Annotated in this window: 17 protein-coding genes; 10 read left to right on the top strand and 7 right to left on the bottom strand. The window is 37.5% G+C overall.

The annotated features are described in order from the left end of the window. On the bottom strand, positions 1-183 hold a 183-nt coding region (locus tag HLX49_RS14740), incomplete at its 3' end, for a carbon starvation CstA family protein (protein ID WP_296362840.1). Between the two features lie 502 nt (positions 184-685). Between HLX49_RS14740 and HLX49_RS14735 the strand changes: the two genes are divergently transcribed. The 3 genes from HLX49_RS14735 to HLX49_RS14725 all read left to right on the top strand — a co-directional run bounded on the left by HLX49_RS14735 (position 686) and on the right by HLX49_RS14725 (position 3,209). After that, complete coding sequence (locus HLX49_RS14735) at positions 686-1,111, top strand: hypothetical protein (RefSeq protein WP_296362839.1); 426 nt, start codon at positions 686-688, stop codon at positions 1,109-1,111. After that, entirely contained in the window at positions 1,090-1,296 is a 207-nt protein-coding gene (locus HLX49_RS14730) for a CPBP family glutamic-type intramembrane protease (RefSeq protein WP_367112757.1), read from the top strand. The genes HLX49_RS14735 and HLX49_RS14730 overlap by 22 nt, the downstream gene beginning before the upstream one ends. Before the next feature lie 335 nt (positions 1,297-1,631). Then, positions 1,632-3,209, top strand: a complete 1,578-nt coding sequence (locus HLX49_RS14725; protein ID WP_296362837.1) for a glutathione ABC transporter substrate-binding protein — start codon at positions 1,632-1,634, stop codon at positions 3,207-3,209. Positions 3,210-3,422: 213 nt separating this feature from the next. Here the strand turns inward: HLX49_RS14725 and HLX49_RS14720 are convergent, their stop codons facing one another. The 5 genes from HLX49_RS14720 to HLX49_RS14700 all read right to left on the bottom strand — a co-directional run bounded on the left by HLX49_RS14720 (position 3,423) and on the right by HLX49_RS14700 (position 7,727). Beyond that, entirely contained in the window at positions 3,423-3,605 is a 183-nt protein-coding gene (locus tag HLX49_RS14720; protein WP_077702521.1) for a hypothetical protein, read from the bottom strand. Positions 3,606-3,861: 256 nt separating this feature from the next. Beyond that, on the bottom strand, positions 3,862-4,872 hold the full coding sequence (locus tag HLX49_RS14715; protein WP_077702522.1) for an ABC transporter ATP-binding protein: 1,011 nt from the start codon (positions 4,870-4,872) through the stop codon (positions 3,862-3,864). After that, positions 4,841-5,872, bottom strand: coding sequence for an ABC transporter ATP-binding protein (locus HLX49_RS14710; RefSeq protein WP_101933445.1), 1,032 nt, complete (start codon positions 5,870-5,872; stop codon positions 4,841-4,843). Before HLX49_RS14710 ends, HLX49_RS14715 begins: the two co-directional genes overlap by 32 nt. Positions 5,873-5,897: 25 nt before the next feature. Beyond that, positions 5,898-6,818, bottom strand: coding sequence for an ABC transporter permease (locus HLX49_RS14705; protein ID WP_077702524.1), 921 nt, complete (start codon positions 6,816-6,818; stop codon positions 5,898-5,900). Between the two features lie 15 nt (positions 6,819-6,833). Next, on the bottom strand, positions 6,834-7,727 hold the full coding sequence (locus HLX49_RS14700) for an ABC transporter permease (protein WP_077702525.1): 894 nt from the start codon (positions 7,725-7,727) through the stop codon (positions 6,834-6,836). Positions 7,728-8,003: 276 nt separating this feature from the next. Between HLX49_RS14700 and HLX49_RS14695 the strand changes: the two genes are divergently transcribed. After that, positions 8,004-9,608 carry a glutathione ABC transporter substrate-binding protein gene (locus HLX49_RS14695; protein WP_077702526.1) on the top strand — a complete coding sequence of 535 codons (1,605 nt, stop codon included), beginning with the start codon at positions 8,004-8,006 and terminating at the stop codon, positions 9,606-9,608. Between the two features lie 123 nt (positions 9,609-9,731). Here the strand turns inward: HLX49_RS14695 and HLX49_RS14690 are convergent, their stop codons facing one another. Then, the gene (locus HLX49_RS14690; RefSeq protein ID WP_073012194.1) at positions 9,732-9,953 is read right to left on the bottom strand and encodes a hypothetical protein; all 222 of its coding nucleotides are present in this window, start codon (positions 9,951-9,953) and stop codon (positions 9,732-9,734) included. Between the two features lie 964 nt (positions 9,954-10,917). Here HLX49_RS14690 and HLX49_RS14685 point away from each other — a divergent pair. The 6 genes from HLX49_RS14685 (at position 10,918) to rbsB (ending at position 16,718) form a co-directional block, all read left to right on the top strand. Next, positions 10,918-11,904, top strand: a complete 987-nt coding sequence (locus HLX49_RS14685) for a LacI family DNA-binding transcriptional regulator (protein ID WP_077702527.1) — start codon at positions 10,918-10,920, stop codon at positions 11,902-11,904. Between the two features lie 2 nt (positions 11,905-11,906). Further along, the gene (gene rbsK / locus HLX49_RS14680; protein ID WP_367112756.1) at positions 11,907-12,800 is read left to right on the top strand and encodes a ribokinase; all 894 of its coding nucleotides are present in this window, start codon (positions 11,907-11,909) and stop codon (positions 12,798-12,800) included. 2 nt (positions 12,801-12,802) lie between these two features. Beyond that, positions 12,803-13,198 (top strand): D-ribose pyranase, encoded by a 396-nt coding sequence (gene rbsD / locus HLX49_RS14675; RefSeq protein ID WP_077702528.1) that lies wholly within the window; start codon positions 12,803-12,805, stop codon positions 13,196-13,198. Between the two features lie 87 nt (positions 13,199-13,285). Next, positions 13,286-14,785: a sugar ABC transporter ATP-binding protein gene (locus HLX49_RS14670; RefSeq protein WP_077702529.1), complete on the top strand. Its 1,500-nt coding sequence runs from the start codon at positions 13,286-13,288 to the stop codon at positions 14,783-14,785. A gap of 1 nt (position 14,786) precedes the next feature. Beyond that, positions 14,787-15,722 carry a ribose ABC transporter permease gene (gene rbsC, locus HLX49_RS14665; RefSeq protein WP_077702530.1) on the top strand — a complete coding sequence of 312 codons (936 nt, stop codon included), beginning with the start codon at positions 14,787-14,789 and terminating at the stop codon, positions 15,720-15,722. Positions 15,723-15,782: 60 nt separating this feature from the next. Then, positions 15,783-16,718, top strand: a complete 936-nt coding sequence (gene rbsB / locus HLX49_RS14660; RefSeq protein ID WP_077702531.1) for a ribose ABC transporter substrate-binding protein RbsB — start codon at positions 15,783-15,785, stop codon at positions 16,716-16,718. Positions 16,719-16,857: the final 139 nt, after the last annotated feature.

Raw genomic sequence — 16,857 nt, 5'->3', positions numbered from 1 at the left:
AATATTAAGCAATTGAATCATTGCATTTTTATGCTTATTCATTGGGACATAGTCTACGCCATCATGCTTAGCGTAGGCAGGTGTACTCTTTTCGTTATTCGGCCCAAATAACTTATCAATAAATTTGCCATACGTAAAATAAGCTACAATTAGTAAAATAATAGATAAAATAAATGTAATCATGTATATCCCCCTTTGATATCATCTTGTTGAAAGCGTTTACCCAATACTAGTATACCTATTTATAAGGAAAGATGAAAGTATTTTGCGACAATATTCGACTATAACATCACGTGATTTACTTAAATAAAATGTTAGTCAAGTAGATATTTAGAAAACGTGGCTTGTCGCCTAGCATTATGACGAGAATACGCTGTCGTTTTTCTTATACTATACATCTTTAAACTTTTATATTTTCCGATAGTACAAAAAAGGACACATTCACTTGATATGAATGAAATCTCAACGAAAGTGCAATTGAGTATATGTATCCTCCTTTGAGAACAAAATAATTTTCAGTAAACCTAACAATACACAAATCGTTTCACTGTGAATACTTTAGGTTGAAATGGTTAATAATTTGAAAAGTATCTATGAAGGCAACTAAGTTATAAAAAATAACTGTTGCTTTTTATAGTTTCATCTACAACAGGCTAAAAGGCAAAAGAAAAAGGAGTCTGGTCTAGTGACTTTGGAAAAATCAATTAATCAAGGAACAGTTTTAGTTTTAGGAACTATATTCATTGGTTTATGTTATCAGTTAATCCCTGTGTTTTTTACAATGAACCCAACACTTGAAGTCGTATCGACTATTTTCAATGCTTTTCTGGGTGGTATATTAGCATATGTTGTTTTGAGAGGAGAATTTATAGACTGGTTTAAACATTTTAGTTTGAAATGGGTGATTTTGGGTTCTGTTTTAATGATAATTACTGGAGTAGTTCTCGGTAACTTATATACATTTCTAGTAAACGATTCAATTGAACAAAATACTGTCACAAGTGTTTTATCTTGGAATTACTTCATCATCCATGTTCCGTTCTTATTAATGGGGGAAGAACTACTTTCTATTCCACTTTTATATGGTATATGGAAAAAATGGGGCTATTAAGTGCGCTTCTATTTTCCGTTTGGCACCTTGCTGCTTATAACTTCAATCTTTTACAAATTTTAATCCTCATTACTCCGAGCCGCTTAATTTTAAACTATCTATTTAAAAAGACAAATTCTATTCTTGTGGCTTGGATGGCTCATATTCTCTTTGATCTATTTGCTTTCTTACCTTATCTTCTGTGAACTAATAAAGTGAGGCTTCTTTAGTATGCGATTTTTCGAACTGAATGGTAAGTGCCATTAGAAAAACTTGGCATACCAAAGTCAAACTTGACCAAAACCGCTGTCGTTTTATGGCGTTGGCTCTATAAACTAGCTTAAAAAATAAAAGTAACAAGCAAGGACAATCTATCCGAAAACGATCATACAGTTGTTCGTTAGTATTTAACTGGGTTTATGAAGGTAAATGTGTGTTTTATCTTAGCAGAAAATATGCAAAAGGAGATTTTAAACATAATTATTGAAATGTTAATTTTTTTGTGATAATAATATAACAATACGATTGAGGAGGATACATCATGAAAAGAACATTATTTGCTTTTTTAACTGTAATTATTCTATTTTCATTAGTAGCATGTGCGGGAGGAGAAAGTGGTGAGGAAGAAGGAACATCCGAACAAAATGAAAGCAAGAAGCGTTTAACCGTCAACCTGTCTGCAGATCCTGTTTCACTTGATCCGCATGCAGCTAACGATGGTACATCGCTATATGTGATGAATGCTATGTATGATACACTTGTTGCTATGAATAAAGAGTTGGAAATAGAACCTGCCTTAGCTGAAAGTTTGGAACAGGTAGATGAACTAGTTTGGGAAGCTAAGCTTAGAAAAGATGTTACATTTCATGATGGTAGTGAATTGAATGCAGAAGTTGTAAAGGCGAATTTGGATAGGGTTCGTGATCCAGATGTAGGTTCACCATTAGCGTTTTTATTTGATATGATTGATTCTGTGAGCGTAGTGGATGATTTTACCGTGCATATTGAAACGAAATTCCCTTTTGCTGCGTTACCATCACACTTAGCTCATCCAGGCGGACATATTATCAGTTTAGATGCAATAGAAATAGATTATCAACAAATGGAAGATGGAGGAGATCCATTTACGTATATTAATGAGAATCCAGTGGGTACAGGGTACTTTAAGTATGATGAGCGAGTAAATGGGGAGTATGTATCACTTGTGAAGAATGATGCTTACTGGGGGAAAAGAGCAAAAGTTGATCAAGTGACCTTTAAGACAGTTCCAGAAGATGCAGCCCGAATTGCTGAGCTACAAACTGGGGAAGCTGATATTATTTATCCTGTTAATCCGAATGATATGGAACAAATTAATAATAATGAAGAAACAGTTGTTCATGAGACAGAAAGTGCAAGTATGTCTTACCTAGGTATGAATAATAATAAAGAACCTTTTCAAGATAGTAATGTCAGACAAGCGATAGCAATGGCAATTGATAAACAAGAGCTGATAGACGGCGTGTTTTCAGGAGTACCATTAGTGGCAAATGGCCCTTTGGCACCAACAGTTGTTGGCTATAGTGATAGCTTGGAAGCAATCGATTATAATCTTGATAAGGCAAGCGAGTTATTGAAGGAAGCTGGTTATGAAGAGGGTTTTAGCGCAACCATTTTAGCATATGACCGTACGACTTCTGATGTAGCAGAATATATTCAAGTGCAGCTTGAGAAAATAGGTATTGATGTGAATATTGAAATGGCTGAGGTGGGAGCATATTTGGAAGTAACAGCAAATGGAAGTTTTGATATGTTTATCGGCAGCTGGGGTACAGTGACTCTTGATGCAGATTATGGTTTATATCCAATGTTTTATTCTCAGAATGCAGGTTCTGCTGGCAATAGGTCTTTTTTTAACAACGAACGAGTAGATGAGTTATTAGAAAATGCAAGACAAACATCTAATGAACAGGATCGCTTGCAACTTTATAAAGAAGCGCAGCAAATAATCATGGACGAAGCTACAATTGTTCCTTTATACCATTCGGTTCTCTTGGCTGGTCTACGTGAAGAAGTAGCGGGGTTTTATCAATACCCAAGCAGTTTTCCATTTTTACGAGATGTGGCAATGAATTATTGATTATCAATGAGGGTGCATAATATATTATCATTCTAATGCTAGACAGGAAGTAATTACCACCAAAATATGTTTTTAAATGAAATTCAGCTATTATGATAAAAGAAAACAGTGGACATAGCGGATAGTTCTTGTTCCGATTTTAGACTGTTTTCCATAAAAATCTCGATTGTGTAAGAAAAATGTACATTTTATGGATACTATTTTTAAGGATATTTACACATGAGATAAAATGATTATTAATAAGATGAGGGATATTTTAATTATTTTATCGTCAGTGACCATTTTTAAAAGTAACACAAATACTATCCCTGTTATTGGGTCATCTTCAACTAAAAGGACAGCAATAATGTCTAAAACAGGTATTTCTTCATTTAAAATATCGAATGTATTTTCCAAGTTGCTCACCCTTTTTCTGTTTTTAAAATAAAATGTCGTAAACTCTTCCTACAAAAACTCACCCATAAAGAGAAAATAAGAAGGGGGAAACGGACTATATATTATATGTATTACCTAGAATAATGCGATGGTAGAAATGCTGATGAGCAGAAAAAAGAAGGTATACATGTAAAAAAATATCTAAGCTCAAACGGAGCTTAGATATTTTGGTTTACTGTCTTTTAATCGATTTTTTAGTTAACATTAGCTTCTATTTTTATGTCGGTTGCATTTCACCAGTTACAATTTTTTCAATGTGATGACATGCAGCTCGGTGCCCTTCTTTCATATGATCCAAGTTGCGTAAATCAGGAACTTCTGTTTTACATAAATCGGTAGCAAATGGACATCTTGTATGGAAGCGACATCCAGTTGGCGGATCTATTGGAGACGGAACATCCCCTTTTAGAATAATACGTTCTTTTTTAGCTTCTGGATCAGGTGTTGGTATAGCTGATAATAATGACTTCGTATAAGGGTGCTGTGGATTATCAAATAACGACTTTTTGTCAGCAATTTCTACAATTTTCCCTAAATACATGACAATAATTCGATCCGAAATATGTCGAACTACACCGAGATCGTGGGCAATAAATAAAAAGGTTAATTTAAATTCACGTTGTAAATTCTTTAATAGATTCAATACTTGTGCTTGTACGGAAACATCTAAAGCAGAAACAGCTTCATCACAAATAATTAATTTCGGATTAACTGATAGAGCACGGGCAATCCCGACTCTTTGACGCTGCCCACCAGAAAACTCATGTGGGTATCGGTCAATTTGTCCAGCATTTAACCCAACTGTTTCCAATAGTTCAATCGCACGTTTTCTGCGCTCTTTTTTTGGTATTACATTTTGAATGGCCATTGCTTCTGTTAAAATTTGCGCGACGGTTTGGCGTGGGTTTAATGAAGCGTATGGATCCTGGAAAATTACTTGTAAGTCTTTTCGTTTTTTACGCATGTCGCTTTTGCTCAACGCTAATAAGTCTCCGCCATCAAATTCGATTTCTCCAGCTGTAGGTTCATCTAAGCGTAGAATGGCACGACCAGTCGTAGATTTTCCACAACCTGATTCACCGACGACACTTAATGTTTCCCCTTCGAAAATTTCAAATGTAACATCGTCTACTGCTTTAACGTGGTTAACGGTTCTTCCTAGAAAACCACCTTTAATCGGGAAATATTGTTTTAAATTAGTTACTTTGAGCAACTCTTTTTGGGCCATGTGCCTTCACCTCCGCATCTCCATCCCAACGATCAGTATATATCCAACAACGAACTTCACTTTCTCCTTCTACATGATCAAGGGAAGGGAGTTCTTCCATACAAAGTTCAGTGGCAAACGGACATCTTGGTGCAAAACGGCAGCCTTTTGGCATATCCTTTGGACTTGGCACGCTACCTCTAATCGGCTCCAATTCATCCACATCTGTATCATGACGAGGAATGGACTTCAATAACCCTACTGTATAGGGATGTTTAGGATTTTTAAACAAGGACTTCACATCTTGGTATTCGACTACTTTACCACCGTACATAACGGCTACATAATCACACGTCTCTGCTACTACACCTAAGTCGTGGGTAATCATAATGACAGACATACCAAGGCGATCCTGTAAGTCATTAATAAGATCCAAAATTTGTGCTTGTATCGTTACATCTAATGCTGTAGTTGGTTCATCTGCAATAAGTAAATCTGGGTTACAAGCCAGCGCCATGGCGATCATAACTCGTTGTCGCATCCCGCCAGATAGCTCGTGTGGATATTGTTTCACTCGTTTATCTGGGGAAGGAATACCAACTAGTTTTAATAATTCAATCGCTTTCTTTGTTCCATTTTCTTTGCCCAGACCCTGATGGACCTTTAATGTTTCACGAATTTGTTGTCCAATGGTATAAACAGGATTTAAGGAAGTCATCGGCTCTTGGAATATCATGGAAATTTCGTTCCCCCGAATTTGACGAATTCCCTTGTCTGTTAATGTAGTTAAATCTCTACCTTTAAAGTTAATCTCTCCACCTTTTACTTTACCAGGATGATCAAGCAATCTTAATATTGATAGTGCTGTAATACTTTTACCAGAGCCTGATTCTCCAACAATACCTATTGTTTTCCCTTTAGGTAATTTAAAGGAAACACCATCCACTGCTTTTACTTCAAAATCATCTAGGTAAAAAGATGTCTGTAAATCTTTTATATCTAAAATAATATCTTCACTCATTCTGTTCACCTCTTTTCTACATCTACTATTCTAAGTCAATCCGTTTATTTAAGAACTTGTAAGAAATATCGACAATTAAATTTACAAATACGAATACGATAGCAATTACTAAAACGGCGGCTTGTACTACAGGGAAATCCCTTGCCAATATACGATCAATGATTAATTTCCCCATGCCATTAATAGCAAATACAGATTCAGTCAAAACAGCTCCCGCTAGTAAACTACCAAATTGTAATCCTACAACTGTTACTACTGGTATTAATGCATTTTTTAAAGCGTGGCGATAGATAACGATTCTTTCACCTAAGCCTTTGGCACGCGCTGTTCGAATATAATCTTGAGAAATTACATCCAACATGCTGGAACGCGTCATCCTAGCAATAACGGCAGCTCCCATCGTTCCTAGTGTAATGACTGGCATCACGATTTGCTCTGGCGTCCCCCACCCTGTTGGCGGCAACCAACCGAGTTTAATAGAGAACCATTGCATTAACATAAGGCCAAACCAGAAGTTAGGCATCGATAATCCGAATAATGCTATTAACATAATAGAAACATCCGCAAATGAATATTTTCTAACCGCTGAAATAATACCTGCAATTAGTCCTAAAAATATACTAAACAGCGTACTGTAAACAGCTAATTCAAAAGTAACCCAAAATTTTGGCCATAGTTCCTCACTAACTGGTAAACTTGTTCTCCAAGAATTTCCGAAATCTAACATAGCAGCATCTTTGACAAAATTAAAATATTGAATCAGTATCGGATCATTTAATCCTAATCGTTCTTCAATTTGTTCAACTGTATCTGGAGGCGCGCTTTCACCAGCAATAATATGTGCTGGGTTTCCTGGAGATAGGTGCATAAGGGAAAACACTAAAATAGTTACACCTATTAAAACAGGAATCAGCTGTAATAAACGCCGTACAATAAATTGAAACATCGTTGCACCTACTTCCTATTTTTTCATTTTTGGATCTAACGCATCTCGTAAACCATCACCAAAGATGTTGAAGGCTAATACGATTAACATGATTACCAAGCCTGGGAACAACGCAATATGGCCTGCATCCCACATAAAGTCACGGCCGTCACTTAAAAGTGCACCCAATTCTGGTGATGGTGGCTGTGCCCCCATCCCTAAAAATGACAGACCACTAGCAGATAGTACTGCTGTAGCAATGAATAGACTCGCTTGTACAATAATTGGCGACAAAATATTTGGTAAGATATGTTTGAATATAATTCTCGTATCAGATGCGCCTAGTGCCTTCATGGAATCAATGTATTCTAATTTTTTTGTAGCCAATGTTGACCCTCTTACAATTCGAGCAAACGTCGGAATTGCAAAAATGGCAACAGCAAAAATTACATTTCGCAAATTTGCTCCTAGAATACTAATTAACGCTAGAGCTAATAAAATTCCTGGGAAAGCTAGCAAAATGTCCATCATTCGCATGATAATAGCATCTAATTTTCCGCCGTAGTAACCTGAAATTAATCCAAGAAAAATACCAACAATTCCACCCAAAATAGTTGCTGAAATACCTATACCCATCGTAATTCCTAATCCATGAATAACTCTTGTGAAAATATCTCTGCCATGATGATCGGTTCCAAACCAGTGCTCAGCAGAAGGCCCTTGAAGCTTCACACCATAATCGACTGCGTCTGGAGCTTGGGAAGTTAAGTACGGTCCTATAAGAGCGATGAGGACTAAAATAATAATTAAATACCCTCCAACTAAGGCACTCTTATTTTTTCGTAATTTACTATAGAAGTCTTTCATTGATCGTATGAAAGGATGATCCGTTTTTTGTGTCATTACATTGTTTACTTGTTCTGCACTCATGTAGTTACCCCCTTATCGTCAAAATATAACATTATTAATAAAAATCTGATATTTAGTTGGACATTTACGCGGTATATAGGGAAAATTGTCATACTATTTATAGTACAATTAAACGAGGCATTTTTCAATACAGATCGAAAAAATATTTTTAATTCATAGTATTAAATTAGAATTTTCACGTTCAAATATTCTTGCTATTTCGTAAAAAATCGTTTATATTAAAAAATGTTAACAACTTTTTACTTAAAATTAGAGACAGGGGGTATCTTCATAATTATGAAGAACAAAAAATTATTATGGCTCGTATCCTTGTTAGCCATGCTTACATTTGTCCTAGCAGCATGTGCTGGTGATGGGGAGTCTGAAAGTAAATCAGAAGGCGAAGGGTCAGGAGAAGAAGATTCAGGAAGCGGTGGCGATTTAGTAATTGCTCTTCCATCTGATGTCGTTTCGTTATCTCCACATGGTACAAATGATATTCCATCTGGCCAAGTTGCAGATAATATTTATGAAACATTGACTGTCCTAGATGAAAATCAGGAACCGCAACCAAGCTTAGCAAAAGAATGGAAAGAAGTAGATGAAACCACTTGGGAATTTCAATTGCAAGAAGGTGTGAAATTCCATGATGGAGAAGCATTGACGGCAGAGGCTGTAAAGAAGAACTTTGATCGTCTTGTTGATGAAAAGATTGCTTCGCCGAGAGCTTTCTTATTTGAAGCAGTGGAAAGTGTGGAAGCAAAAGATGATCTTACATTAGTGATTAAGTTAAAATATCCATATGCACCGCTGTTAGCAAATTTAGCACATAGTGGTACAGCAATTATGAGTCCGAAAATAATTGATGAAGATTATGCACAAATGGAAGATGGAGGCGATGCCGATGCATATATCAACAAAAACCCTATCGGAACTGGTCCATTTAAATTAGATGAGTGGAAAGCAGGGGAAGAGGTTGTTATCTCACGTAACGATGATTATTGGGGCGACAAGGCAAAACTCGATACTGCTAAATTTAAAGTAGTTACTGAACAGAGTGCTAGAGTAGCTGAACTTGAGACATCTGTAGCTCATGTAGCCGATCAAATAGGACCAAATAATATATCTCGTGTTGAAGGCATGGATGGAGCGAGCGTGGTGCAGGAGCCAAGCACTTCGTTGTCATATGTAGGTTTTAACGCACAAAAAGAACCTTTTGATGATAAAAAAGTTCGTCAAGCTGTTTCCATGGCAATCAATAAAGAAGAAATTATAAGCGGTGTATACAACAATGTAGGTATTCCAGCCAAAGGCCCATTAGCTCCACCAGTATTTGGGTATGATGAAAATGTCGCTGGTTTAGAGTTTGATGTGGAAAAAGCAAAAGAGCTATTAGCGGAAGCTGGCTATGAAGATGGTTTTAAAACAACGATTTGGACGAATGATAACGAACAGCGTGTAGATACAGCTGTTACGATTCAAAATCAACTAAAAGAAATTGGTGTTGAGGTTGAAATTGAAGAATTAGAATGGGGAGCATTTTTAGATAGAACAGCTAATGGCGAACATGATATGTATGTTCTTGGTTGGTCAACAAGTACAGGAGATGCAGACTATGGTATGTATCCATTATTCCATTCATCTGCACTTGGGGAAACTGGTAATCGCTCTTTCTTAGAAAATGAAGAATTAGATAAGATTTTAGATGAAGCTCGTCGTGAAACAGATCCTGAAGTACGTAAAGAGCTATATTCTGAAGCACAAGAAATGCTTGTTGATTTAGCACCGATGATTTATACACATCACCAAGAGTACTTACTCGGTGTAAGTGATAAGGTGAAAGGCTTTGGCGTTGATGCCCAAGGTATTTACCAAATTAAACAAGCGTATATTGAAGAGTAATATATTAGAAACCAGATGCTTTTGGCATCTGGTTTCTTGTGTGCGCCCTGCACGGACGAAAACTGGTTCTATACTGAATGTGGTGGTGTCCTGTATCGCAATGGGATTCCTGCCGCCTTCTAGTTATTTCCATGTTAAAGCAAAATACAATATAAGCAGAATAATCCCGCCAAATCCAATAATATATGCTAAGAAAACAGGATTAAATAACGCAGGGTGTTTTTTGGTTGCTTTAAATTCCGTATCATACTCGTCCTTTTGTGTCTCTACATCTTTACCGACCTTAATGGTGTAAAATAGTGCGATTGCAACGAACAATCCTCCAAGAGCTAGTAAGTACCACATATAAATACTCCTTTGATTGATAAATTTTGGATGAACAGATGAGTGAAAACTTTCTTAAAAGATAAGAAAGTATAAAATTTGATGCTATGGCGTAACCAAATAAATGAATAATCCCCGTCCGGCTCCACGCCCAGCAAATAGGGACTTCACGAAATCCCCCTAAGCTAGGTCACCGTCGGTTCGTGCTAAATAGGAAGGTCGACTAAAGACGGGTTTGCCGGAGGGCGCCGGCATACTCCTGTTGCAGGAGCATGGTTCCTAAAACTTTCGTTGATTCGTTCCACTCGCTACGTTGCTAAACGGGCGCCCCGAGCCTTTGTTCTGGTCTAGGAAATTATAAAATTTTGCAGCTGTGGATAAACGTACTAAGTTATTTAACCACGTCCGGCTCCAGCGCCCAGCAACTAGGCGACTTCACGAAATCGCCCTACGATAAGTCATCATCGGTTCGTTCCTCACCGTGATTCCTTTATCTCAGTTGATTCGCTCCACTCGCTACGTTGCTAAACGGGCGCCCCGAGCCTTTGTTCCACTATAGGAAAGTATAAAAGTTTAAAGGTTTATAGTATAAGAAAAACTATGCCATTCGCCATAAGACTTGGCGCCAAGCCAAGTTTTTCTAAAAAAATAGGTTTATTTTGGATAAAATTGTTGTAAGAGCCCCACTTTAAGGATTGTAAGATGTAAGTTGGGGGGATAAAAGAAAACCCACTTGGAAGGTTCACTTTGTGAAGTGCTTTTTTTAAGATGCACTAATTCACAGAGGTTTATTCATATCTATGTCCATGTCAACTATCGTATTCAAGACTGAGAAATTTGTCGAAATCTTCTTAGTAAATTATATTGACAAAATAATTTGTATAAATTACCCTAGTTGTAACGGGTTACATATTATTTTTTTCAAATTTTGTAACAGGTTACACATAACGATTTATTAGTTAGTAATGAGAGGGTGGAGGTTGTTATGGCGACCATTCGAGATGTTGCGAAACTTGCTAACGTATCAACAGCAACAGTATCTAGGGTGTTAAATGACAATGGATATGTTAATAGTGAAACAAGACAGCGTGTCAATGAAGCGATTGAACAGCTACGCTACCGACCGAATGACGTTGCTAGAAGTTTATTTAAAGGTAGCTCTAAGATGATTGCACTTTTTGTTCCAGACATTAAAAACCCTTTTTTTCCAGAGCTTGCGCGTGCCGTAGAAGATGTAACGAATCAGCACGGTTATACCTTTGTATTATGTAATACCGATGATAATCATGAAAAAGAAATCACGTACTTAAATGCGTTAACACAAAAATCCGTGGATGGTTTTATTATGGTGTCAAGTACAATATGTGAGAAACACCTTGAACATGTGACAAGCCCAATTATTTCTTTGGACAGGAGATTTAGTTCGAACATCTCGTCTGTTACAGTAAATAACCGAAAAGGTGCGAGAGAAGCGACAGCATATTTGCAATCCATTGGCTGTAAAAAAATTGCCCATATTTGCGGTCCACAAACAGCAAGCAATTCAAAAGATCGCTTAAAAGGCTATCTTGATGTAGTGAAGTATGAAGCATGGTTTCATTCGGATTTTATCGTGGCAGGCGATTATCGATTTAAAAGTTCCTATGAAGTAACCAAAGAGCTTTTAACGAAGCATAAAGATATTGATGGCCTCTTTGTAGCAAATGATTTGATGGCTGTGGGTGTAATAAAAGCAGCCGAATCATTAAATATGAACATTCCGGAACAGCTATCTGTAATCGGCTTTGATGGAATTTCTCTCGGACTAACCACTACTCCTTCATTAACAACCATACAGCAGCCTATATACGAAATTGGAAGTAGGGCAGCACAAATTTTATTAGAATTGATTGATCATCCAGAGCAGCAAGTTATTCATGAAGAATTAGAAGTTACATTATTAGAGCGTGATTCTACAAAACGAAGGGAGTAAGCATGATGATACATGCTCCGAAAATCTGTGTAGTTGGAAGCATTAATATGGACATGACGATTCAAACAAGACAAATGCCTCGGCAAGGAGAAACGGTGTTAGGTCAGTCCTTTGCACTATATCCAGGAGGAAAAGGAGCTAATCAAGCAGTTGCAGCGGCTAGACTAGGAGCAAAAGTTACAATGATTGGCGCTGTCGGTGAGGATGAATTTGGCGTAACATTACGAAAACATTTGCAAGTTGAAGGCATTAATACAGATGGCGTTATCAAAAATAGCGAACAGTCTACAGGCGTAGCAAACATTATTTTGTCTGAAGACGATAATCGAATTATTGTTGCTCCAGGGGCTAACGCACTCGTTACCAAAGAAGTGATTGATCGACATGAAAACATTATTCAACAAAGTGACATCATTTTATTGCAACTAGAAATACCACTTACTACGGTAGCCTACACGGTGAAAAAAGCGAAGCAATATCATATTCCAGTTGTAGTAAATCCTGCTCCATATCAGCATTTACCGAAAGAAATAGTACAAGACACTACTTATTTTACTCCGAATGAAATGGAAGCAGAAGCAATGGAAAAAGAAGCTTCTTCCAGCTCTATAAAAGATAAAATGGTAGTGACGCTAGGGAGTGAGGGGGTACATTTTTACGAAAATAACTCGGAAAAAAAGGTGCACAGCTACTCCGTTCCTGTAAAAGATACAACAGGTGCAGGTGATACATTTAATGGCGCTTTTGTTACACAATTAGCACAAGGTGAAACGCTGTCGCAAGCTATACATTTTGCCAATGCAGCAGCTGCATTATCAATAACGAAAGTGGGGGCACAAGCAGGCATGCCAACAGTAGAAATGGTTCATCAGTTTATGACAGAAAGGGATGGTTAACAGTGAAAAAGACAGGCATTTTGAATCGCGACATCGCCACTGTTCTTTCTCAACTAGGGCATACCGATACAATTGTTGTAGCAGATTGCGGTTTACCAATACCGCAGCATATAAAATGTATTGACCTCTCTATTAACCTTGGAACGCCTTCATTAGTAGATGTTGTCCGTTTAATAATCAAGCATATGGAAGTTGAAAAGATAACGATAGCTAGTGAAATCAAGTTGCAGAATACTAGTCTGCATCATGAAATCACATCAACCTATGGAAACATCCCATTAGATTATGTTTTCCATGAAGAATTTAAAAAAGCAATGAGCGATACGAAGGCAGTAATTCGAACTGGTGAAGCAACGCCATTTGCCAATGTCATGTTACGTTCGGGAGTTATATTTTAAGTTTTAAGGTTTATAGTATAGAAAAGCTAAAAGCTTTCGCGCGAGGGCTTGGCGGTTATGGATTTTTAGACGAAAGGAGAGCAAGTGATGACGAGTGACCCTTTTGTACAGATGAACAATATCAGTAAAGCATTTTCCGGAAATAAAGTATTACAACAGGTTGATTTTACTGTAAACCGTGGGGAAATTCATGCATTAATGGGAGAAAACGGAGCGGGAAAGTCTACTCTAGTGAAGATTTTAACAGGCATTTATACAAAAGATCAAGGCGAAATGTTTGTGCGAGGCAAACAGATGACATTTTCGGGTCCAAAGCATGCTGAAGCCTATGGAATTAGTGTTATTCATCAGGAATTAAACATTATTCCACATTTAACAGTAGCGGAGAATATGTTTTTAGGGAAAGAGCTGACATATGGAAAAACGGGTATTCTTAATAGGCGGAAAATAAGACGTAGAACGGCTGAGGCCTTAACTAAATTAGGTGTACATGATATAAAAGCCGAACAACTGGCTGGTGAACTATCGATTGGAAAGCAACAAATGGTTGAAATAGCGAAAGCTTTGACAACCAATGCAGAATTAATCATTATGGACGAGCCTACAGCGGCATTGACAGATCATGAAATTGAAAACTTCTTTCGCGTTATTAAAAATTTGCAAGCAGATGGAGTAAGCATTGTCTATATATCCCATCGCATGGAAGAAATATTTGAAATTTGTGATCGGATCACGGTTCTGCGTGATGGTCAATATATTGGCACCAAAGCTACACCTCATACATCATTTGAAGAGATTGTGAAAATGATGGTAGGTAGAGAGCTTGGCGAACGATATCCTGCGAGAAATCATGCTGTCGGAGAAGTCGTCTTTCAAGTTAAAAACCTACAATTGGCTAATTATTTTCGTGATATCAGCTTTTCTGTCAGAGAAGGAGAGATTCTCGGTGTGGCTGGTTTGATGGGAGCAGGTCGGTCTGAGGTGATGGAAGCTATATTTGGATACCGTAAATTAGATAGAGGAACAATTGAACTAAATGGAAGACAAGTTGTTATTAAACATCCGCGTGATGCAGTTAATGCAGGGATTGGCTTTATCACAGAGGACCGTAAGTCGAAAGGATTAATCATTCATGCTTCTATTAAAGAAAATATCGCCTTACCTAATTTGATAGCGTTATCACGATATGGGATCATCCATAAAAGGAAAGAAAAACAGCGCATTAGCGAGTTAATGCTCAAGCTACAGGTTAGAGCTACAAACGAAGCTCAGGAAGTAAAATCTTTAAGTGGTGGGAATCAGCAGAAAGTAGTCATCGCCAAATGGTTGGCAATTCAGCCGCGAGTGCTTATTTTAGATGAACCAACTCGAGGTGTAGATATTGGTGCAAAAAAAGAAATTTATACGATGATGAATGAACTTTCTAAAGAAGGTGTAGCCATTATTATGATTTCTTCGGAATTACCTGAAGTGCTTGGGATAAGTGATCGGGTAATGGTCATGCATGAAGGCGAAATAACGGCGTTTATAGACCGTGAACAAGCTGATCAAGAATCCATTATGACTGCAGCCACAGGAGGTGCTTAAAATGGTGAAGTGGAATAAGGTAAGCATAGCCCAATTAGGACCGCTGCTTGGTTTACTCCTGATTACAATTGTATTAGGGGTAATGAGTGAGAGCTTTTTCACTTTAAATAATATCTTAAATTTATTGCGGCAAGTATCCGTTAATGCCCTCATTGCTTTTGGAATGACATTTGTTATTTTAACGGCGGGAATTGATCTTTCAGTCGGTTCTACACTGGCTTTAGGAAGTGCGTTAACAGCGGGGTTATTAGCTAGTGGGATGGATCCAATTTTGGCTATTTGCATTGGTTTATTAATTGGTTTTGTACTTGGTGCAGTCAATGGTTTGATTATCGCTAAAGGAAAAGTTGCTCCATTTATAGCAACTTTGGCAACCATGACAATTTTTCGTGGTGCAACATTAGTTTATACAGATGGAAAACCAATTACTGGGCTATCCGATTCCTTTTCTTTTGAAATGATTGGAAAAGGCTATGTATTTGGAATTCCATTTCCTGCAATTATTATGGTCATTGTCTTTCTTATTTTATTTTTTATTTTGCATAATACGGTATTCGGACGCCAAGTGTATGCAATTGGTGGGAATGAAGAAGCTTCTAAATTATCTGGGATCAAAGCAGATCGAGTTAAAATTGGTGTTTATTCACTGACAGGTATGCTATCTGTACTTGCAGGCATTATCATTACAAGTCGTTTAGATTCTGCTCAGCCAACAGCAGGAACAATGTATGAACTTGATGCAATAGCAGCTGTTGTCATTGGGGGAACAAGTCTTTCTGGAGGAAAAGGAAGAATATTTGGCACGTTAATAGGAGCTTTAATCATTGGGGTTATTGATAACGGGTTAAACCTATTAAATGTATCTTCTTTTTATCAGCAAATAGTCAAAGGTCTCGTTATTTTACTAGCAGTGCTTTTAGATAGAAAAGCAAAATAACGAAGGGAGTTACGATGTTACAATGCATCGTTCCAAATAAAATTTTTTAGGAGGAATAGCATGGCTAAATGGTCAAAGGTACTTATGTTTGTAGTAGTTATAGTTTTTATTTTAGGGGCTTGCTCTACAGATGCTCCTGGTAGTGAAGAGGATAATGACAAAGAAGCCAACAATGATAAAGTGAAGGTCGGCTTATCTATTTCTACTTTAAACAATCCTTTTTTCGTTACCTTACGTGATGGGGCGGAAAGCGCTGCAGAAGAAGCAGGCTTTGAGATAGTTACATCTGATGCACAAAACGACCCGTCTACACAGTTAAGTGATATTGAAGACCTTATACAGCAAGATATTGATGTCTTACTAGTAAATCCAGTTGATTCTGAGGCCGTTGTTACTGCAGTGGAATCTGCCAATCAAGCAAATATCCCAGTTATTACCGTAGATCGAAGTTCTGAAGGCGGCGAAATAGTCACCCATATTGCTTCTGATAATGTAGCTGGCGGAGAAATAGCAGGTGAATTTATTGCTGAACAACTTGGGGAAGAGGGAAAAATTGTTGAATTAGAAGGAATTTCTGGATCGTCTGCAGCTAGAGAGAGAGGAGAAGGATTTCACAATATAATGGATGAACTAGACGGAATGGAAATCGTTGCTAAGCAAACGGCTGACTTTGACCGTACAAAAGGCTTATCGGTAATGGAAAATATTATCCAAGGTACAAAAGATATTGATGCATTATTTGCGCATAATGATGAAATGGCTTTGGGTGCTATTGAGGCATTAGAGTCACAAAATATGCTAGAAGATGTCGTTGTCGTTGGCTTTGATGCAACGGAGGATGCAGTAGCCGCTGTCAGCGAGGGAAGAATGCTTGCAACAGTCGCTCAGCAACCAAAGTTGATTGGAGAAAAAGCCATTGATGCAGCAGGGAAGATAGTTGAGGGTGAAGAGTTAGAGGAATTTATACCTGTAGAACTTGAGTTAGTGACAGAGTAAAGTAATGAAAGAGGATAAGACGAAATGTAGGAGGGTGTGAAATGTGCACACCTGCCTATTTACATATCCTAACTAGAAACCTCATTCAGCCGCTTTTTTTTTCTGGCGTGCTTTAAATGCAATCCACGATGTTTTTAAA

The organism is Virgibacillus sp. (genome assembly GCF_013393565.1).
In the GTDB taxonomy this organism is placed as follows: domain Bacteria; phylum Bacillota; class Bacilli; order Bacillales; family Amphibacillaceae; genus Virgibacillus; species Virgibacillus dokdonensis.
This window is presented reverse-complemented; position numbering and strand designations above follow the sequence as displayed.